Source organism: Vibrio maerlii (assembly GCF_003415655.1).
Lineage (GTDB): Bacteria > Pseudomonadota > Gammaproteobacteria > Enterobacterales > Vibrionaceae > Vibrio > Vibrio maerlii.
Genome location: NZ_QRHC01000002.1, coordinates 168,642 through 187,846, shown reverse-complemented (window position 1 = coordinate 187,846; position 19,205 = coordinate 168,642). Strand labels below are relative to the sequence as shown.

Genomic DNA, 19,205 nt, shown 5'->3' with positions numbered 1-19,205 from the left:
CTGGCCTCGCTAACTGGATCACAACACCTATTATAAGGTAATGATTGTTATATATTTCTAATGAAAAGTTTTCTATTGTGAAGGCAGCCACTAAGAAAAGGTGAAGCAACCAATATGGATTTGAACTTAATTGTCCCATTTCTTCGAGTTTATGAACTCAACAGTATTACTCAGGCGGCGGATATGTTGGGTGTGACTCAGCCAGCGATGTCCGCATCAATAAAAAGACTTGAATCAAACCTCGATAAGCCGCTGTTTGTTCGTCATGGTCGTCGCCTGGAGCCCACATCGGATGCTCATGCATTGGCCACTCATTTCAAAGAAATAGAACATCAATTGGAGCTGGCTCTTGATAAACCTCGTCAGTTTAAGGTCTATGCCCCGGAGCACATCGTTATTCAGCTTCCCGTATTAGAGGACATACAGCTAATAGAAAACCCGTTGTCTGAGAATGTGGTTCTCGATCATTTACGTTTCGATAAAATCGATATGGCCATCGAATCACGTTTTAAGCAAGAGAAGCAGCAAGCGTTTATCTATGAGCACCTTCAAAGTGCAGATTTAGTGTATGTTTGTCGACAAGATCACCCGACTATCGGGGATAGCATAACCATGGAGCAGTTTAGCCAACTAGAACACATCACGCTCACCTACTGGGAGCAACAAACCTCTGGTGTTGAAAAAATCGTTGGGCACGCTTTACCTAGAAAAATTGTAAAGCAGGTGACAAGCCCAAGCTCGATGCTGCTGTGTGTTCATGGTTCTAACGCCATATGCGCGACGGACAAATCCAATCCGCTGATAGAGCTGCTTGGGTTAAAGGTCATTGAAATTCCTTTTGAAATTGCTCCTATCCAGCTTGATTTGGTCTATCACAAGAAATACCAATCAAATAAGCAACATATGAGAACTCGAGAGTTTCTTCGTAAGTACTTAAGTTAACGTCTGCTTAACCTCTGATGTAAACCTGCCTCCGCTCTACATAAATAGTGTTTATGTAGAGCATTATCGAGCGATACTACTTCTGTTGCTCATTTCTCATTAGATTAATTACACACCGACGTTGGTCAGAATAAAAAATCTAATGAGGAAACTGTAATGAAAAAAACAATGATTGCTGCTTTAGTCGCTGCTACTTCTTTCGGTGCTGTTGCATCTGCGCCTGCTTACGAAGCTAATCCTGAATTCTACTCCGCTGAGTCTATTAAACTCATGAGTGCTATTGATTCTTCGGCTTGGGCTGTTAATCCTGAAGATCATGGCATGACCGCTCAAGAATTTGTTCACCAAGAAGCTCGCTTTTTCATTAATAACTTCGTTAACAACTTCCAAGCAGGTTGGAACAACATGCACCACTTCCGTGTATTAAACCAAGTTGGTGATACATGGGTGGTAACCCCAGCTCTCGATCACTTGTACTCTATTGGCGGTATTGATGCATCTGAGCCTTTCAGCGTAACGATTCCAGCGAATGGTGATAAGTTCCAGTCTCTACACCTTCAAACCTCGAATCATACAATCCCTGTGTACATCACTGAACCAGGTACATATCACTTCACACCTGAGCAATTTGACTCTCGCTTCTTAGCGATTGGTGTCCGTATGGCAACAGATGGTACTGAAGCAGATATGGAGCGAATTCGTGGTTTGCAAGACCAAATCGTAATCAGTGGTGGTGGTTCTGGTGAAGGCTTTGAAGGGCCAGATATGGAGCGAATGCTGAAAGTTCGAAGTGCTCTAATGGAAGGCTACAACAACCACTTATCTGTTGCTCAAGACAAGCACATCGAGTGGAACATCTCTGATGTAACTAACTGGGAAGGCTTAACATACGCTAATGCGGGTGCGTGGGGCTTATCTCCGCATGATACCGCTATGTACCCTGTGTACGCTTTGAATGGTGCTAAAGGTGATCAATGTTATACCGCTACATACCGTGCACCTAAATCAGTGGATTCACGAGGCTATTACTCTATCACTGTGTACGGTGAAGATAAGTTCCTAATGACTAACGAGAACAATATCGTATCTACGAACCAAGGCTTAACAACCAATGATGACGGAACATTCACCGTTGTATTTGGTGGTGAAGAATGTGGTGCATATGCAGATGCGAACAATGTTAACTATGCCGCGACACCTGCTGATAATTGGGGCTTCACACTTCGAGTTTATCTACCTGATGTAGCTGATGTGCAAGATTGGGAAGCAAACATGCCAGAGATTCAGCCGTTAGATATCTAATCCGCTCTGATAACCAAAGCAAACGAATGACTACGATGAAGGTACTCATGGATGATCCTTCAAAAACCAAATTTATCTTGAGCTGACTGAAGTCCGTGCTCGATTTAGGAAAATCCCATGAAAACTAAACAAAAATACATGATGCCGCGTGTGATTGCGGTAGGGGTAAGTGCATCTCTAGCTTGCGTTTCAGCCGCTACTTTTGCTGACGATTCTGTGCAAGACATGAGTGATCCGCTGGCTGTTTACACTCAGGCTGGTGCAGGTTATAGCGACAAAGGACTGAACTTAAAGTTTGGTCAAACCTACGATACCGGTTCAGACACCACAATGGGGATGAACGTTTTAGAAGTTAAAGGGATCGCAGGTGATGCGATTGGCTTCCGTGATAACGATAAAGCTAAGTTCGGCAGTGTCGACGATTCAATAGACTCGGTGCGCTTTCGTAACTTCACGGTTGATCTAACCAATGGACGAGGCGCTCAGGTTGATTTGAACTACAACTTTGATAAGAACCAAGGTTCTGCGTCTTATAGCTTTATTCAAGCGCTACCTAAGTTTGGCCCTGTGAACTTGTACCCACTAGCTGGGCTTGGTTTAGCCGCTGGCGACCCATTAGCAGACCCATCTCGTGAAGGTGAAGCTCAGTTGCGTGATAGATTCGACATGCATGGCACTTTCTACGTGGCGGGTATGTACGCGAAAGTCGAAATCACAGACAAAATCTGGCTGAACTACAACCCAATGTACATGGGCACCATCAGCGGATCAGATGTTTATAAAGACAATGGCTTTGCAGGTGATGATTCAATCATGACCCACGAATTTGCCGTGTCATATCAAATCAACCCACGTCTGAATGTTCGTTACTTTGCGAACTGGGATGAAGACGTTGACTTTGACGATGGCGACCATCGCATTGAATTCAACTACCAATTCTAATAACAGTGAATAGCTACATGGAAATAGTTTAGAGGGAGTCATTATGAACAAAACACTTCTATCGGTTGCTATTGCAGCGCTATCGGTATCATCAACAGCAATCGCTAGCGAGATTGCCGTAACAGAAGACAACTTCATCGTTGCTGAATCAAGCATGTATTTCGAGAAAAACTTGAAAGAAAATGCGGTTCCAGTGAATCATCTGAGCCACCAACGCACGATGGCAAATGTGGATACTCAAGATATCATTCGCATGAACCAAGATGCAGCATATTCGATTGCGGTCATTGATGTATCAAAAGGGGCAACCATCACGCTGCCTGAAACTGATCTTTATATGTCGGCATTATTTATCGACTTGAACCACTTAAATCCAGCGGTTATCTATGCGGGCGAAAGCATCACGCTTAATCCTGATGACCTGTCGATTGGTGAGCATGTGTACATGTTGGTTCGAACAGGGCAGCGCACGTTTGACGCTCAAGGTCAGGCAGAAATGAACCAGCTGCAAGATTCTGTTGTGATTAACGCCAATTCTGCCAATGAGTTTGTAGGCAAAAAATATAACCAGCAGCAACTGGAATCGGTTCGCAACGGTTTGATTCCTCAAGTCTCAGAGCTGGCAAACCATGCGCCAACGACTTGGTTCGGTAAGACTTGGGATGACGTGAACAAACGCGCGCACTTGTTAGCCGGTGCCGCAGGATGGGCGGGTTTACCGACTCAGCATGCGATCTATTCACCTGGCTTCATGACAGGCCAAGGTTTAGACGGGTGCTCTACAGTGACCATCGACACCCCACCGCTTGATTATGACAGAGCAGGCTTTTTCTCTGTAACCACCTACGACAACCTAGGTTGGATCGCACAAGATAATTTTGCATTGAACAACCATCTGATGGAACAGAACAAAGATGGTACGTGGACGTTCAACTTTAGCCAAGATGGCGCTTGCGAAGCCATTGACGCCAATATGAAGAACGTGATGACGGTACAAGAAGATTGGATTGCCCAATTCCGTATGTACGTGCCCATTGATGAGTTGGAAACACTGACTTATCTGAAGCAAGTGATGGCGACACCTATTACGCCAGTTAAATAATTGAATCAGCTTTAGTTAAGCAGGGAGTCGTCATGGCTCCCTGCTTCTTTGTTTCTTTAGCATATTTTATCTCTATAGGACTCTTTCTATGCCAATATTACGCCCTTTGGCGCTTGGGCTTGCTGCGTTCAGTGTCGCGCCTGTTTTATTAGCCAATGAATCCACTCAGCCTAAACTCATTTTACAGATCACCGTCGATGCATTGCGTGGCGATTTACCCGAACGGTATCGAGATAATATGGGAGAAGGTGGATTTAACTACTTACTCGACCAAGGGCTCCATTATGCCAATGCCCACTATCAACACGCCAACACGGAAACCATTGTCGGGCACGCAGCGCTTGCTACCGGAGCGCCACCTTCTGTTAATGGCATGGTGGGGAATGTTTGGTTCGACCGACAAATGGATCGCAAGGTTTACAATATTGAAGATGTTGAACGTAGCGAGCTTTCCGCTGATATTGAAACTCAAGCTGCAGTAGAAATCGACGACACGCAAGCGGTAGCAGTGAGTAGCGGTCGCTCTCCGGTGAACATTAAATCGTCGACTTTTGGTGATGAATTGGTCAAAGCCTCTAACGGTCAGTCTCGTTCCTTCGCCGTATCATTCAAAGATCGCGGCGCTGTGCCACTGGCTGGTGAGCTTGGAAAGGCCTTCTGGTTCTCCAAGAGTACGGGCGGCTTCGTGACGAGTGATTACTATTACGATAGTTATCCTGATTGGGTAACCGATTGGAACAAGCAGGACTTTATTCAGCAGTACAGCAATCAACGTTGGGAACTGCTGAAACCGCGTGAGGAGTATTTGTTTGCTCAAGAGGGTGACGTGAGTTTCAAAACAGAGATTGCGACTTTCCAACGCAGCTTTCCGTATCCTTTTGGGCCGGCAAGTTTCCCCTATTTTACGACCATGCTGAGCTTGAGCCCTGCCGCGGACGATATTGTAGCGGATTTTGCTAAGTCCCTAATTAATAAAGAGCAACTTGGTAAAGGTGAGTTTACGGATTATCTCTCTGTGAGTTTCTCTGCAACCGACTACGTGATTCACGCGAATGGTCCTTCTAGTCTTGAGGCTGAAGATACCTTGCTGCGTTTGGATCGTGCTTTCGCAGACCTGTTTAGTTATGTCGACAGTCATGTTGGTCTGGAAAACACCTTGATTGTATTGTCTGCAGATCATGGTGCGCCGGATAGTCCGAACTACATTACTAATCATGGTCTTACCGAAGGGCATTACTTCGGTGCCAATACGCTTGAAAAAAGTGGCATCTTTGATAAAGCGAAATTGCACTTTGGAGTTGGAGAGGAATTGTTTGAAGCATTCGAAAACCCGAACTTTTATCTCGATCACAAGGTAATAAAGCAGCACAAGCTGGATTTATCAGAGGTGCAACAGTTTCTATCTCAAGAGCTGAATAAAATCGAAGGCATTAAATTCGCCTTTACAGCGAACGCGATTGAAACCGGTCGTCTACCTAATACGCGAATAGCGGCGCTTGTTGAAAACAACTACTACCCATCTCGCTCTGGAGATCTCTATTTAGTGTTTAACCCAGGCGTATACATCAATGAATTTGATAGCCTCTCCGTTGCTTCCGTTCATGGCTCGCCATGGCGATACGATACTCATGTGCCAGTAATTTTTGCTGGGAACGGAATTGAAGGTCGCAAGATTTATCAGGAAGTGGCGCCTTATGATATCGCACCAACCCTATCTGCAATCTTAGGTATTGCCCCACCATCAGGGTCCACAGGCCAGGTTCTATTAGAACCTGTTGAATAGCCCACGTACGAGCAGAGCAGTGGTTAATTAGTGTTAATTACTGCTCTATTCACTTTGTATGTCAATGCGGAAATCGTCTCCCGTTATTACATAAACACCGCTTATAAGCAGCATAGTCCCCTCAATCTACTTTCGCTCATACGTACTCGTTATATTTACCACAGAACAATTAGTCAATTATCCCGGCTACAAGGAGGTAGCCCAACGAGGAACAACTATGAAAAAAACAATGCTATCTCTAGCCATCGCTGCAACGTCTTTTGGTGCTATCGCTGATGGCGGTGTAGGACAAAATGGTATCGCTCTGCCTAGCAACATGTCTTTCATTGCTAAAGGCGGTGTTGAAGTGACATTAGATAACCTTATTCAAGCTGAAACGGCAAAATACTTTGCAGAAGAAATTGCGTTGTATGGCGGTAATGAGTTCCGTCACGAGCGTACCGGTATCGACCTAAATAACCAAACCATCATTCGTTCAAACTTCGATGCTATTTACTCTTACGGTGTATTCGATGCGTCTGAAGGTGTGACAATCAGCATGCCTGATGGCGAACTGTACCAGTCAGTGCAGGTCTTTGATGAAAACCACGTGACGCTGGGTGTTGCTTACCCTGGTGAAGTCATGACTATTGATGCTGATCAGCTGACAAAAGGCAATCATGTTTACCTGTTTATGCGTACCCAGCCTAAGTCATTTGATGACGCTGGCATGGCAGAAATGAACGTAAGACAAGATAAAGTGAAGGTGACCAATTCGGCTAAGACGAGCTATGTATCACCAGTCCAATATGATTTAGAAAGCTTCAACGAACTAAGAACGGACATTATTCGTCGTGCCCCTGCTGAGGTGGTCATCCATAAAGGGTTTATCACTGATCTAGCCGATATCGAATACCCACATTACCACATGGCAAATACGGCTGGTTGGGCAGGGCTCCCAGCACAAGATGCATTCTACTTTGTTGTTATGCCTGGTGATGAAGATTCTAGAGCGGCAAAGTGCTCCACAATGACATTTGACGCGCCTGAACTTCAATATGATCGCTCGGCATTTTGGTCCCTGACCGCTTATGACGCGAATGGCTGGGTCGTCACTGACACATTCCGAATGAACTCTACCGATGCGACTCAAAACGAAGATGGTTCATACACAGTGAGCTTCAACTGTGGTGCTGACGCAATCAATAATATTGAGACATCTGAGAACTGGAACGCGCTGTTCCGTAACTACCTTCCAGTGAGTCTAGATTCAATTCTGGATTTCCAGAAAGAAGTCACTTCTTCTTTGCCTGTCGCTAAATAGGACGCTCTTAATTCTTAGAACGAGCTCATCGAGCTCGTTTTTTTATAACCATCAGATTAGTCCTGTGTAAATTTGGAAAGCTCCCTAACATTTGCCACCGACTCTTCTACTACTGATTAACGAGATTTAAAAATGAATGACCTGAATGCAGTACGAGTTTTTCTTGCCTTGATGAGAACCAAATCGACCAGTCGAGCGGCAATGAGTCTAGGCCGCTCCCAATCTTATGTGTCCAAAATACTCTCTAAATTAAGAGCAGAGTTGAGTGATCCGTTGTTTCTACGCAGTGCGGATGGTTTGACACCAACGTCTTATGCCATTGCGTTGGAACCCAAGCTTAGTGTTGCATTTGATCAGCTTATACTTGCTTTTGAGCCGGATAGCTTCAGTCCTCGAGAGCTTGACAAAGTTACACTGCACATTGCGGAACCTTATTTGGTCACAAAAGGAAAGGCCATCATTAAGGCGCTTCAACGTGAGACGGATGCTGCGATTGACCTAAGAACATGGACGGCAAACAGCGAAAAATTGATCTTGTTAGAAGAGGTTGATTTAGGCGTCCATGTCTTGAATGACAAGCCTCAAAGCTTCTATCAGAAACGTCTTCATCGAGGTTCTGGTGCATTCACTGGTAATGTAGAAGGTGGACAATATGTAAAGTTTGTGGTGTCTGGAATCAATGAAGAGAAGCACCTATTTCACCAGCTAGATCCAACGATTGAGCCAAGGTTATACGTTGATAACTATCAGTTGATGGCGCAATTAATGGATGACTTCTATACGTTGGAATATAAGAAAATGACGGATGAAATGTCGCCAGATCTGAGTTTGGATATTGCGTTGATCATGAAATCATCACTCCGTTATTCTCCAAAAGTACAATGGCTGTGTGAACTCGTCACCCCAATCCTTAATCAAGATTAGGCATGTTTCTGTTTTTTGAGATAGTGCGCTTTGGTTTTTTTGAGAAGTCGAAAAGTCAGCAGGATTTGACTAGACAGTCGATTGTCGCGAAATTTTAGCACGGCTAATGGAATCCAAAGCCCTAGCCTTAGCAGCCCCAATATGAAATTTAGGTATTTTGCTGAGTGCTTACCAGTCGCGTGCAGCCAACGTAAGAGTAGACGCATTCTCGTTGACTGAGATACGCCGAACAGACGGTATGAGTCGAGTAGAAAAAGAAATACATCACGAGCCACCAATTTAGGGCACTTACTCACTTTTGCTTCTTCGAGGTCTAATAGGTGAATCCCTGATGATGGGTGGTACACGATATCTCTCATGTTAGGTCTTCCATGTACCACACCCGCTTGGTGAAATTGAGTTAAAGCGTCAAACGCAAGCGCCAGTTGAGTCGAGTTGGGTGCTTGGTTACATTTATCTATCCTCACGCCTTTGTCTTCGGTGATAAAGTAGTGCTCAGTATGATAGAGAATTTTTGGTACAGGTAAGCCTAGCGACTGAAAGTACTGATGGTGTTTAAGCTCATGTTTAAAGCGTGTTACTGGGCATAAAGCAGAACTTAATTGCCAGTGCTTTAAAAAAACAAACTTGTTAGATACCCACTGGATGGTTTGGTTGAGGCGTGTTCTTTTATCTTCACCACATCTTTTAACCCAGACTTTCTTATCACCAAGTCTCGCCGAGTATACAGATCCCAGTTTGCTCGAAACATTCATAGGTTTTTATCTTTGACTAAGTCTGCTAACAGTTCGTTGAGCCAATTAACAATGGGCTTATTAGCATTCTTATGAGCCACACTGCTCACCACGTTAGCACTCGGAATCGGTGTATCAGTAAAGTCAATTCTTAATGGCACCAGCCCTGTGTAACCCGTATTCATCTTTGAAGAGGCTGGCAATAACATGTTACTGCTTCGCGCGACTTGCATGGCCAAGTTCAAACTGTCTGTTTGCAAGCGAATTTGAGGGGATCGATCGGAGCTGCTGAAGACCCGGTTGAGGTGCGTGTTTTTTTCATCCCAGCCTGGCAACGTTAATGAGGTAAATCCATACTCTATTGCAGCTTCATGAGAAATGTTGTCTAGCTGAGCCAGAGGGTGATTCTCAGAAGCCAGCATCACAAATTGGTCTTTCGCGACTAATTTCTGAGTAATCGATTTTGGGAAATGATCACTGTAGTAATTGACCCCCATCAACACTCGTCCATCTAAGATCTGTTCGACAGCCGTCGACTCCCAACTCTTCAAATACCAAGTCGCATTAGGTGCTGCTGTGGATAATCGAGTAAATAGGTCGGCACCAAATCGAGATTGAATAGGACGGTTAATACAGATCTGAATCTTGCCTCTCAGTTGAGCTGGGTCGAATTTCTGGTTAACGCTAACCGCATCATCAATCTCATCAATGATGTGAGGTAGACGCGACAATAAGTGTTCCGCAAAACTGGTTGGTTGAAGCTTCCTAGATGTGCGAACAAAAATAGGGTCGTTGAGAGTGGTGCGACATTTACTCAGCATGCGAGCGACTGCCGACTGTGATAGGTCCAGTCGTTCCGCTGTCACATAAGTGTTGCGCGTTTCATTGAGGTCAATGAGCATTCTCATTGCCTTGAGGTCAATATTATCAATCATCATGGTCTTATTTTAGGAGAAGGAGAGTGTAAGATTGGAATAAGCGTTATGAGACCAGAGTCCATTCTGGTGTCATTTGGATGAGTTTGGTTAGAAACGCCAGTCGAAACCGATCGAAACTTTAGTCTCTTCACCTCTTAAGTAATCTTTGTTTGGAAGGTTAATGTCGTTGACTTTGATGTTGGTGTATTTCGCTTCTAGATAGATGTTGAAAATCGCGCCACCAACTTCAGTTCGTGTACCTTGTAAGAGCATCAAATCCACCATTTCCATCTCTACGCCACCATAGCTTGAACCACCAAAGGCTTGAAATACGGTGTAGAACGTATCGTTCCATGGTTGAAGGCCGTATAAGTTAACCGAAGCCATGTGGGCATCATCCCCGCCAAGCACATCTTTTACTGAACCGCTGTTGATGCCCATTAAAGCACTGTTCAGTGCAGTGTTCCCCGAGCCTGTTGAGTAACCGCTCATTGAGTTCGGTACTTCTGTTCCTCGAATATTTTGAGCGATTTGGTCGGTGTCAAAATCCACATATGAGTAGTTAACCGACGGGAAAAACATCGTCTTTCCATTGGTTGCGGTTAGAGGAAGCATGTAGCCCGCTGTGTACATGTCAGTGGTATCTGTCAGGTAAGTATCGATATAGACACCACCAAAGCGAGAGTCGAAGTTCGCTAAGCGAAAACGGAAGTCTTCTGATTGTGTAAAGTATTCACCAATCATGATGGTCTGCGTATCAACACCTTCTCCACCGTACAGGTTGTTGAATCCACCTCCCGCAACCAGTTTGATCTCACCATTGTCGTCAGAAGCAATACCCCCACGCCAAGCTGTGTTACGAGGGTCGGCATCGTGCACATCATTTTCTGCTGCTGTCGCTGTATGAGATAGAGCGAGTGCTGAAATAACACCTAGCGCGATAAGAGAGTGTTTGTAGTTAGTCATGTTATATCCTTAATCACCAATTCATTGGTTTGAGTCGAATTTCGTTGTGGTGCTGATTATCAATAACAATTCGACTTGGATTAACACCTTTACTCGGGTTGTGAAAAGTCGTATTTCGACTTAGTGAGATATCAAAGGGTTAAAAATAAAACGGTAACCCTTATTTATCAGTCACTTGCTCATTATTTAATGTTGGTTTGTGACTGATTAAGTTTAAATGGAATAGCTCTAATTCCATTTGAACTATGTATTAATTATCCATTTCTGGATATTGATTAAATATCTTAGCTAATTGTTAGCATAGGGTGGAATATATCTGCTGATATTAATTGTATGATTTTATTGGATTTAATTAATTGCCCCTATTCTACATAACTGCTGTTTATGTAGAGCATAACCCTTGCCCGCTACTTGCCTTTACTCTTCAGGTTTATATTAGCGCCACTGAACGGGAGCGCTGGTTTAACCCAGTCTATTAATTGGTTTGAAAAGTAATTTTCTAATTCAATCACCGTTTAAAACCATTAAATAAATTTTACCGAGAGTGTGTTCTCTCATTTTTAAATTGAAACGAGTAAAGAATAGTAACGTAATGAAAAAGACAATTTTAGCAGTGGCAATTGCAGCGGTATCATTTAGTGCAGTGGCAACAGATGCGACAGTTGATGCTAACGGTAACATCGTAATCAATGGCTCAGATTTTGGCTATGTTGACCTAGGCACTGGCGATATTATTTTCTCTCCAGAAGATGCACACGATCGCTCTGGCGAAACTGTAGGCTCTATCAATGCCGATAAACTAGGCTCTGATCGATACCTTGTACGCGGCACTGATGGCCAGGTGGTTGGTGTGGTTGGCGTTGATAATGACGGCAACCTATCAAAAGAGTGGACACCTGACCGCTCTCCAGAGATTGAGATGCCAACTGTACCGTCACACGGCACTGTTGAGGGTGGTCTTACAGATAACCATACAGTTGTTACAGTCAACAATGGCAATCGCCTAGACATCGTGGAAACTCAACACGGCACTGCTCTTAATATAAATGGCGGCTCAGGCGGTACATTCTATGTAGACACTGATGGCAACTTGAAAGACCTAGACCACAACACTGTAGGTCAAATCCGCCGCAACGATGATGGTATGGTTACAATTGATGGCGTTGGTAATAACGATTGGGTTGTAGGCAATGTTGACGGGGAGCTGATTGGCCATTCTACACGACCGGACACTGATTTTGATGGTGGTATCATTCCAGACACTGAGGATCACATCCGCAATATTTACGACAAAGTATACGACAACAAAGACCGCATCGACTCTGCTGAGGGCTCTATTGCTGATGTTAACGAGCGCCTGGATGCAGCGCGTGAAACGGTAGAGGAAGCTGCACCAGTACTCCGAGAGCCAGTAGAGCAAGCTCGCGAGACTTACACTCAAGACATTGACCGCCTAGATGGGCGCATTGATTCTCTAGAACAAGACCTATACAAGCAAGGACAAAAAATGCTTGAACTTGACGACCGTATGGATCAGGTAATGGCATCATCGCACGCTATTACCAATGCTCGCCCTGTGCTAGCAAATGCCGGTGAATACGCTGTTGGTGTAGGTGTTGGTTTTGCTGGTTCAACTGAAGCAATTGCACTTGGTGGTGCTTACCAAGTGAATGATTCTTGGTCTGTCTCGGGCACAATGAATTACGCGACAAGCACATCACATGCATCATCGGACTTCTCAGCAGGTGTTGGTGCACATTACCGCTTCGGAAACTAATCGAAAGTAGGGTTAACTGGCGCAAGGATGCGTCATTTAGTATTTTTATTGACAGTCTTTCTTCACGAATTTCCATCGAGACTTACTTCTCACAAAACACTTTTTCACTTTTATATCCCCAACGGACCATAATTTCATTTTCAGAGACATAGCGAATAGATTCGTTACGGCCTTGATAGGTATCGTCGGTTTTGTACATAAATGACGTTTGATCGTTATATTTTGCGATCAAGGTAGCGGGTTGAGTTTGGTAGCGAATCACCGATATAAGATTTGCATCATCATCTTCACACGTGAATTGTTCCTCATCAAAGCTAGCGACTAAATCATAGCGAGCTTGAAGCTCGGCAATTCTATATAGGTAAGATTGCTCGATGCATGCTGATTGTGATGCTCCTTTCCAGCACTCACCTCGACCTTTTATCCAACCAATCTGCTCGGCTTTCAATAACTTTGAAGTATTTGATTGGTTGCTTATCTTCCGTGCTTGTCTGTATACATCCGATAGTTGGTTATCTAAAGTACTGAGCCTTTTATCCTTGCAGATCATATGCTCAGTTGAGTTGAGATCTGTTTGGCTACAATCAAACGAAGGAGAGCTTGATGCCGAGGTATATGAAGATACAAAAGCTCCAGCGAGAATGAAAAATTGATGGTATTTCATTAGTGATCGTGCCTAATGTCTGTGAAGGGGAGGTCTGTTGATAATAGCTGATAGAACCAGCCTGAATCACAATTTGAACCTTTATTGCTTCGAGACTCTACTGGCAAGGACAACCTTATTTTCTCTTGCCTTAGCACCCAGCTTAAAACTTATAAGTCGCGTTCAGTAGCACATTCGTTTCATCACCTGTTGTGGTGTCTTCGTATTTGACTAGCGTTGCCAGATTAAAGCTATCATTTAATACATAACCGACACCTGCGCCGACAAACAAAGATTCATGGTTGGTGCCATACATACCACCACCGTAGCTGATGAAGGTGAGCTTGTCGTTAATTGGACGAAGCGCGAATAGGCCACCATAACCACCGTATGAGTCCTCCATATCTAATGAATCATCATATTGGGTGTAGTTGAGACCTGCCATCGGGAACAGCATCCACTTTCCCGTATCAACACCAAAACTGCTGAGAGGGACATAAGTACCAATGTTGTAGCCTGTACTGACATCGTCTCCTGACATATAAACATCGATAATGCCGTAGTCAGTTAGATAACCGCCACCGGCAGACCACGAGCCATCTTCGGCATAGCTACCAAAGAGCTTGTTGGTTGCAGACGTTGCAACCTCAATTCGAGTACCAAATTGTTCTTGGCTGAAGTCGTAGTTGGCGCTGATCTTAGTTTCGATATTTGTTGGATCAAAGGCGTTTTTTTCTTCAGCCTTAGCAAGGTTTGCAAAGCCGAGAACCGCGAGAATGATAATGCCAGATGAGATGGTGTTGGTGATTTTCATTTAAAGCCCAAAATGATAGATAAACACAATTAAGCAGAATGATTAGAGCATTCATGCCCATTGTGATTTCCTATCTCTTCTTCTTGCTACCGATGACCAACAAAACTACAAGTTGGTCTAGGTACAATACTCAACTGTCTGGGATTAAAATAATGAAAAGAGTGGATGACTGATATGCTTACAGAACATTTCAGTATGGTGGAAAAGTGTCGGGTCTCGGATAAGGTTTAATTAAATGATTTTTTCTCAATAAAGCGAGCCGAGAGCTCTACCACTTCTTTAGAATACACCAACGCAGTGTGATTAAGGTTAAGAGAACACGTATCCGTGGCACCTTTTAGATTGGCATCTTCAATGGTCACGGTACCATCACCTTGATTTTTTCCAAGCATAACTCGTCCAACACCCGCATCGTAAGTACCGGTGATCACACCGATTGGGACGTCGATATCATAATCACCTAAGCCATTATTGAGGATGTTTTCGCTCGACCCAAAGATGAAACCTAGACCATTACTTGAGAAGAATTTTGCGATAGTCGCGCCGTTATGTGGTGTGCCTGCCGTGATGATGCAAGTGTCGGAAAATTGGGGTTGATAGGTCTGAAAATAGTGGCGTATGAGCAGCCCACCGAGTGAATGGCCGAAAAAATAAACCTGATCATGTTCATCAAAGCGACTATTTACGAATCGATTTAATAGCTTAGCGGCGGAGGGAAAACGAAGAGAGTTATAGCCGAACTTGTGGGTTTTGAAGCCACGCTTTCGAAAGTGCTTATCAAGATATTGCATAATTAATGCTGGCATATATAGACCGTGAATAAGAACTATGTGTTTGTTTTCTTTCTTCATTTATCACCTAACTCACCAGTTTCTTTTCAGTGTAAGTTTTTGCCTTTTTACTCTCAAGCAAAAACGCCGCAAACCATTGATTGCTTGAGCGACGGTCAAATTCATAACAATGTTTTTGAGTGAGGGTTGCCGATTGTGAACTAAGCTTAATGCGCACCACTTACCACTTTGGGATACGGAGAGCACCTCATGTCACTACCTTCGACGATGCAAGCCATTGGATTTACACATTCATTGCCTATTGAAGAACCAAACAGTCTGATTCAATTTGAGACGTCATTACCTAAACCAGGGAGTAAAGACTTATTGGTAAAGGTGGCGGCGAACTCTATTAACCCTGCAGATGCGAAATTACGAGTGAGAACCGCAGCAGAAAAACCGCATGATGAACCCAAGGTTATTGGATTTGATGCCGTGGGTGAGGTGGTTGGCCTTGGCGATGACGTTGACGGTTTTTCAGTGGGTGATCGAGTTTATTACGCAGGAGACATCACCCGTGCGGGCTCCAATGCCGAGTATCAAACTGTGGACTATCGAATCGTTTCTAATGCGCCACTGAGTTTGTCTGATGCAGAAGCCGCAGTTTTACCACTGGGAGCACTGACAGCTTGGGAGGCGTTGTTTGATCGCCTTCGCATTCAACCGGATGAAAAGAAAAGCCTATTGGTGATTGGCGGGGCTGGTGGGGTAGGCTCAATAACGATTCAGCTTGCCAAGCAGTTGACCAATTTGACTGTGATAGGCACTGCCTCTCGTCCAGAGACCATCGAGTGGGTGAAAGACATGGGGGCCGATCATGTGGTCAATCACAGAGATCTCGTCAACTCGGTTAGAGAGCAAGGAATCGAGCATGTGGATTACATCTTCAATGTGGCCGATACCAAAGGTCACTGGGAATCGATGGTTGAGTTGATTGCGCCTCAAGGGATGATTAGTTCCATTGTAGAATTTGAAGGTGGGATTGATCTCTCTGCACTACAAGGAAAATCGGTAGGCTTTATTTGGGAGTTGATGTTTACCCGTTCATTGTTTGGTACGCATGATATTCAGAAACAACAAGATATTTTGTTCCAAGTTGCGAACTTGGTGGATGCGGGTCGTATCCAAAGTACCCTTACTAAAACACTGGAAGGTTTTGATGTCGAGACGTTTAAAGAAGCGCATCGGCTAATAGAAAGCGGAGCATCGATTGGTAAAGTGGCGATCAAATTTTAGCTAAAAGAAAACCTCCAACTTTAAAATGCTTTTAACTAATAAAGAAGCAGGGAGTTGGAGGTTTTTCTATTTATTGACTGACTCTATTGAGCTTGAACCGCTGAAATAATAGGGTCGTCGGCGGCTTCCATCACTTTAGGGTTCACACCGTAGTGACGAGAAGTAAACGTGTAGTCGTTGCCCTTCGTGTCGATATTGTTCTTTGCATCATCACCACAGTTGAACGATACGGTGATGGTTCCATCAGAGTTCTTCTCCCACGTATTTGAGCTGATATTACGAACACCTTCCATCAAGTATTTATCGCCATCATAGGCGGTGATTGAGGTGAAGAACTTATTCTCAGGGTCATCAAAGGTGGTGGTGTAACAAACATTCGCTTTCATCTTAGGGCTATTTGCATATTCATTACCAACGAATGCTTCAGGGCTTGCGCCACCCCAACCTGCGGCATTTTCCAAGTTCCACTGGTGTAAGTCGGTCACCTTATCTTTGGTACGTGGGAAGGTGTAAGTGAACTTCTCCATGCTATTCACTTCTTGGGTGTATTTCTTAACCCAAGCCTCAACCTCTTCATAGTTGTATGGCTGAACTTGGTAGTTATAAGCAAAGTTAAAATCATCCGCATTCACACGGTTTAGTTGTTCGACCGCGTTCTCGATGCCTTTTTCAGTGCCTGAACGGTAGATAAGAAACGCATAGTCAGATTCTACCGGTAAGTTGTAGTGACCATCTTCCACCACATAGTGCTGGCCGTGCCCACGTTCAGTTATGACCTGTACCGCCATGTAGTTATTGGTTTGTGGAATGGAGAACTCGACCTTGCCCTCTTTGTTGCGCTCAACAATCGCCACACCATAGAGTGTGTCGTCATTCATTTGCACGGTTGGCGCCGCTTTTCCACGAGGAGGCAGACCCTGCATTTTTACAAACTGTTGGTTAGCGCCTTTGCTGCTCCAGTTACGATAGTTACGCGCAGTTTCTGCATGGCTAAAGTTTTCTTGTGTAACTTCAATTGTATTCGTTTGATCAGCAGCGAAAGCAGTGCCTGTCGTTAGCAAGCCAATAACTAGAGCAAGTGTAGTCAGTTTTACAGTTTTCATTTCAACCTCTTTCGATAATTGTCTAGCTAAGTCCGTTTTGCAGTTTATGTTGAGCGTTTTAATAAGTAGCCAATAGATAAGTCTAATCTTCTTTAAGACTAGTAAGCTTCGGAAGCTTTACCACCTCGTGGTTGGTTGCTATCTAAACTAACGCAAAAGGAGTATGACTAAAAATGAACTATTCCTATACCTGATATGTGTTTGATGCATGTTTAGATGCCAATGTTGATATGCTTTCAGCGCATAATAGGTATGAATACTTATGATTGGTGGGGATGATTTTCGGTGTCTATAGTGGGTTGTAGATAACGCGTAGCAAGAGCACTCTGACTTGGTGGAGTGTCTGATGATGGAGATGAGGACGCGTTCCTAGTTCGCTTAAATAAGGTATCAACATGTCTAAATTATTGTTAGCAGCATTGATTTCATCAGTATCAACCGCATCATTTGCGGCTCCTCAATACAGTGCCAATGTACCAGAAGATATTATTACACCCGAAAAGGTTGAGTCTGTTTATTTGGGGGAAATGAACTACATTTCCGGTGCACCAACGCTAGATACTCATCTAAAAGCCCGAGACTTTGTTGATACGGCGAATGCAGTAAGGGTGTTCTTATCGGGTATTCAAGTTGCTTCGATGCAAGGTATGTTCGCGGGACACGAGAGTGTTGGCATGAAACCAAACCAAACTATTGGTATTTCAGAGGGAATGCTAAACGCTCGTAGCATTTGGTTAACGCCCAATACCACTACGCCGTATGTGACTAGTGAAGTAGATGTTAAGAATGGCCCAGTGGTCCTGGAGGTTGGAACCCCAGTTCTTGGCCTACTGGACAATGCGGCCTTTGAGTTTGCAGGGAAAGTGGGTGTGACGCATCCAGAAGACCAAGGTAAAGGTGGTAAGTACTTTATCTACCACAGTTCATACGAGGGTGAGGTGCCTGCTGGCTATATCCCAATTGAAACAGAGGGCTACCAACATTGGTTGTTGCTGCGTATTGTAGGCCAGAAAGCAGATGTTGAAAGCAACATAGCCAAACTTAAAAATTCAATGAAGTTATACCCTTACGGAGAAAAAGAGCAAACAGAGTTTCTTAACTTAACAGACCTACAGTACAACACGGTTCATGCTATGAACGAGAAGTTTTATGATGAGATCAATGCGCTCATTCAATATGAGCCAACAGAAATTTGGGATAAAGAGTGGATCGCACTAGCGAAAGATCTCGGTATTGAAAAAGGTAAGCCGTTCGCTCCTGATGAGCGTATGAAAGCGGTGCTTGCAGAAGCATCAAAAATCGCCACTGCAGAAGCCCGTTCAACTTATTTCTACCCGGAAGAAAGCATGACGGTTTACGACGATCGTCACTGGTTTACACCCCTTATCTCTGGGCATGAGTTTCTGGATGAAAATGGCGTAACGTCTGTTGACGAACGTGCGACGTTCCACTTTATGGCGACGGGAATTACCCCTGACATGGTGACAAATACGGTCGGTAAAGGTTCAGCATATCTACTAGCAACACGCGATGATTCGAACAAACTACTTGATGGCGGTGAGCACTACACAGTGACACTACCGAAAGATGTTCCAGTAGCAAACTTCTGGTCGTTCATGGTCTACGACAACCAAACGCGTTCGATGCTTGAAACGGACCAAAAATCAGCAGGAGTGGATGGTCTAAGCGATGCGGTGCGTAAAAATGATGATGGTTCGGTGACAATTCACTTCGCGCCAGAACCACCAAAAGACTGGGAGGGCAACTGGGTTCAGACTATGCCAGGTAAAGGGTATAACGTGATCTTCCGAGCGTATGGCCCGACAGAAGCCTGGTTTGATAAATCTTGGCGACCAAGTGATTTGAAGCAGCAATAACGATTAATAA

The 19,205-nt window shown here is 44.2% G+C and carries 17 protein-coding genes; 10 read left to right on the top strand and 7 right to left on the bottom strand.

Features of this window, described 5'->3' with window-relative positions:
* Positions 1-114: 114 nt before the first annotated feature.
* From DPF91_RS01785 to DPF91_RS01755, 7 genes are all read left to right on the top strand, one after another.
* Positions 115-942 (top strand): LysR family transcriptional regulator, encoded by an 828-nt coding sequence (locus tag DPF91_RS01785; protein ID WP_117232718.1) that lies wholly within the window; start codon positions 115-117, stop codon positions 940-942.
* Between the two features lie 156 nt (positions 943-1,098).
* A complete protein-coding gene (locus DPF91_RS01780) occupies positions 1,099-2,244 on the top strand; it encodes a DUF1214 domain-containing protein (RefSeq protein ID WP_117232717.1) in 1,146 nt (381 codons plus the stop codon).
* A gap of 141 nt (positions 2,245-2,385) precedes the next feature.
* Positions 2,386-3,186: a hypothetical protein gene (locus DPF91_RS01775; protein ID WP_164684032.1), complete on the top strand. Its 801-nt coding sequence runs from the start codon at positions 2,386-2,388 to the stop codon at positions 3,184-3,186.
* A 43-nt stretch (positions 3,187-3,229) separates the two neighbouring features.
* Positions 3,230-4,288: a DUF1254 domain-containing protein gene (locus DPF91_RS01770; RefSeq protein WP_117232716.1), complete on the top strand. Its 1,059-nt coding sequence runs from the start codon at positions 3,230-3,232 to the stop codon at positions 4,286-4,288.
* 88 nt (positions 4,289-4,376) lie between these two features.
* On the top strand, positions 4,377-6,071 hold the full coding sequence (locus DPF91_RS01765) for an alkaline phosphatase family protein (RefSeq protein ID WP_117232715.1): 1,695 nt from the start codon (positions 4,377-4,379) through the stop codon (positions 6,069-6,071).
* A 217-nt stretch (positions 6,072-6,288) separates the two neighbouring features.
* The gene (locus DPF91_RS01760) at positions 6,289-7,374 is read left to right on the top strand and encodes a DUF1254 domain-containing protein (RefSeq protein WP_117232714.1); all 1,086 of its coding nucleotides are present in this window, start codon (positions 6,289-6,291) and stop codon (positions 7,372-7,374) included.
* 132 nt (positions 7,375-7,506) lie between these two features.
* Positions 7,507-8,298 (top strand): LysR family transcriptional regulator, encoded by a 792-nt coding sequence (locus DPF91_RS01755; RefSeq protein WP_117232713.1) that lies wholly within the window; start codon positions 7,507-7,509, stop codon positions 8,296-8,298.
* Here the strand turns inward: DPF91_RS01755 and DPF91_RS01750 are convergent.
* The 3 genes from DPF91_RS01750 to DPF91_RS01740 form a co-directional block, all read right to left on the bottom strand.
* Positions 8,295-9,053: a BUD32 family EKC/KEOPS complex subunit gene (locus DPF91_RS01750; RefSeq protein WP_117232712.1), complete on the bottom strand. Its 759-nt coding sequence runs from the start codon at positions 9,051-9,053 to the stop codon at positions 8,295-8,297. The two genes, DPF91_RS01755 and DPF91_RS01750, sit on opposite strands and share 4 nt — an antisense overlap.
* Positions 9,050-9,970, bottom strand: coding sequence for a LysR family transcriptional regulator (locus DPF91_RS01745; protein ID WP_117232711.1), 921 nt, complete (start codon positions 9,968-9,970; stop codon positions 9,050-9,052). Before DPF91_RS01745 ends, DPF91_RS01750 begins: the two co-directional genes overlap by 4 nt.
* An 87-nt stretch (positions 9,971-10,057) precedes the next feature.
* Positions 10,058-10,915, bottom strand: coding sequence for a hypothetical protein (locus tag DPF91_RS01740; protein ID WP_117232710.1), 858 nt, complete (start codon positions 10,913-10,915; stop codon positions 10,058-10,060).
* 592 nt (positions 10,916-11,507) lie between these two features.
* Between DPF91_RS01740 and DPF91_RS01735 the strand changes: the two genes are divergently transcribed.
* A complete protein-coding gene (locus DPF91_RS01735) occupies positions 11,508-12,692 on the top strand; it encodes a YadA C-terminal domain-containing protein (protein ID WP_117232709.1) in 1,185 nt (394 codons plus the stop codon).
* Positions 12,693-12,774: 82 nt separating this feature from the next.
* Here DPF91_RS01735 and DPF91_RS01730 read toward each other — a convergent pair whose 3' ends face one another.
* The 3 genes from DPF91_RS01730 to DPF91_RS01720 form a co-directional block, all read right to left on the bottom strand.
* Complete coding sequence (locus DPF91_RS01730) at positions 12,775-13,356, bottom strand: lysozyme inhibitor LprI family protein (RefSeq protein WP_117232708.1); 582 nt, start codon at positions 13,354-13,356, stop codon at positions 12,775-12,777.
* A 142-nt stretch (positions 13,357-13,498) separates the two neighbouring features.
* Positions 13,499-14,149, bottom strand: a complete 651-nt coding sequence (locus tag DPF91_RS01725; RefSeq protein ID WP_117232707.1) for a hypothetical protein — start codon at positions 14,147-14,149, stop codon at positions 13,499-13,501.
* A 227-nt stretch (positions 14,150-14,376) separates the two neighbouring features.
* Positions 14,377-15,000 (bottom strand): esterase/lipase family protein, encoded by a 624-nt coding sequence (locus DPF91_RS01720; RefSeq protein WP_117232706.1) that lies wholly within the window; start codon positions 14,998-15,000, stop codon positions 14,377-14,379.
* A gap of 189 nt (positions 15,001-15,189) precedes the next feature.
* Here DPF91_RS01720 and DPF91_RS01715 point away from each other — a divergent pair, with 189 nt between their 5' ends.
* Entirely contained in the window at positions 15,190-16,215 is a 1,026-nt protein-coding gene (locus DPF91_RS01715) for a zinc-binding alcohol dehydrogenase family protein (protein ID WP_117232705.1), read from the top strand.
* A gap of 83 nt (positions 16,216-16,298) precedes the next feature.
* On the opposite strand, the gene DPF91_RS01710 is transcribed toward DPF91_RS01715, so the two are convergent.
* Complete coding sequence (locus tag DPF91_RS01710; RefSeq protein ID WP_117232704.1) at positions 16,299-17,318, bottom strand: hypothetical protein; 1,020 nt, start codon at positions 17,316-17,318, stop codon at positions 16,299-16,301.
* 395 nt (positions 17,319-17,713) lie between these two features.
* Here DPF91_RS01710 and DPF91_RS01705 point away from each other — a divergent pair, with 395 nt between their 5' ends.
* Complete coding sequence (locus DPF91_RS01705) at positions 17,714-19,195, top strand: DUF1254 domain-containing protein (protein WP_117232703.1); 1,482 nt, start codon at positions 17,714-17,716, stop codon at positions 19,193-19,195.
* Positions 19,196-19,205: the final 10 nt, after the last annotated feature.

Bases quoted from the DNA above. Each gene is read 5' to 3' on its own strand.
- DPF91_RS01750 (WP_117232712.1), bottom strand. From the start codon at position 9,053: ATGAATGTTTCGAGCAAACTGGGATCTGTATACTCGGCGAGACTTGGT.
- DPF91_RS01775 (WP_164684032.1), top strand. From the start codon at position 2,386: ATGCCGCGTGTGATTGCGGTAGGGGTAAGTGCATCTCTAGCTTGCGTT.
- DPF91_RS01780 (WP_117232717.1), top strand. From the start codon at position 1,099: ATGAAAAAAACAATGATTGCTGCTTTAGTCGCTGCTACTTCTTTCGGT.
- DPF91_RS01715 (WP_117232705.1), top strand. From the start codon at position 15,190: ATGTCACTACCTTCGACGATGCAAGCCATTGGATTTACACATTCATTG.
- DPF91_RS01745 (WP_117232711.1), bottom strand. From the start codon at position 9,970: ATGATGATTGATAATATTGACCTCAAGGCAATGAGAATGCTCATTGAC.
- DPF91_RS01735 (WP_117232709.1), top strand. From the start codon at position 11,508: ATGAAAAAGACAATTTTAGCAGTGGCAATTGCAGCGGTATCATTTAGT.
- DPF91_RS01760 (WP_117232714.1), top strand. From the start codon at position 6,289: ATGAAAAAAACAATGCTATCTCTAGCCATCGCTGCAACGTCTTTTGGT.
- DPF91_RS01740 (WP_117232710.1), bottom strand. From the start codon at position 10,915: ATGACTAACTACAAACACTCTCTTATCGCGCTAGGTGTTATTTCAGCA.
- DPF91_RS01765 (WP_117232715.1), top strand. From the start codon at position 4,377: ATGCCAATATTACGCCCTTTGGCGCTTGGGCTTGCTGCGTTCAGTGTC.
- DPF91_RS01705 (WP_117232703.1), top strand. From the start codon at position 17,714: ATGTCTAAATTATTGTTAGCAGCATTGATTTCATCAGTATCAACCGCA.
- DPF91_RS01755 (WP_117232713.1), top strand. From the start codon at position 7,507: ATGAATGACCTGAATGCAGTACGAGTTTTTCTTGCCTTGATGAGAACC.
- DPF91_RS01770 (WP_117232716.1), top strand. From the start codon at position 3,230: ATGAACAAAACACTTCTATCGGTTGCTATTGCAGCGCTATCGGTATCA.
- DPF91_RS01720 (WP_117232706.1), bottom strand. From the start codon at position 15,000: ATGAAGAAAGAAAACAAACACATAGTTCTTATTCACGGTCTATATATG.
- DPF91_RS01785 (WP_117232718.1), top strand. From the start codon at position 115: ATGGATTTGAACTTAATTGTCCCATTTCTTCGAGTTTATGAACTCAAC.
- DPF91_RS01710 (WP_117232704.1), bottom strand. From the start codon at position 17,318: ATGAAAACTGTAAAACTGACTACACTTGCTCTAGTTATTGGCTTGCTA.
- DPF91_RS01725 (WP_117232707.1), bottom strand. From the start codon at position 14,149: ATGAAAATCACCAACACCATCTCATCTGGCATTATCATTCTCGCGGTT.
- DPF91_RS01730 (WP_117232708.1), bottom strand. From the start codon at position 13,356: ATGAAATACCATCAATTTTTCATTCTCGCTGGAGCTTTTGTATCTTCA.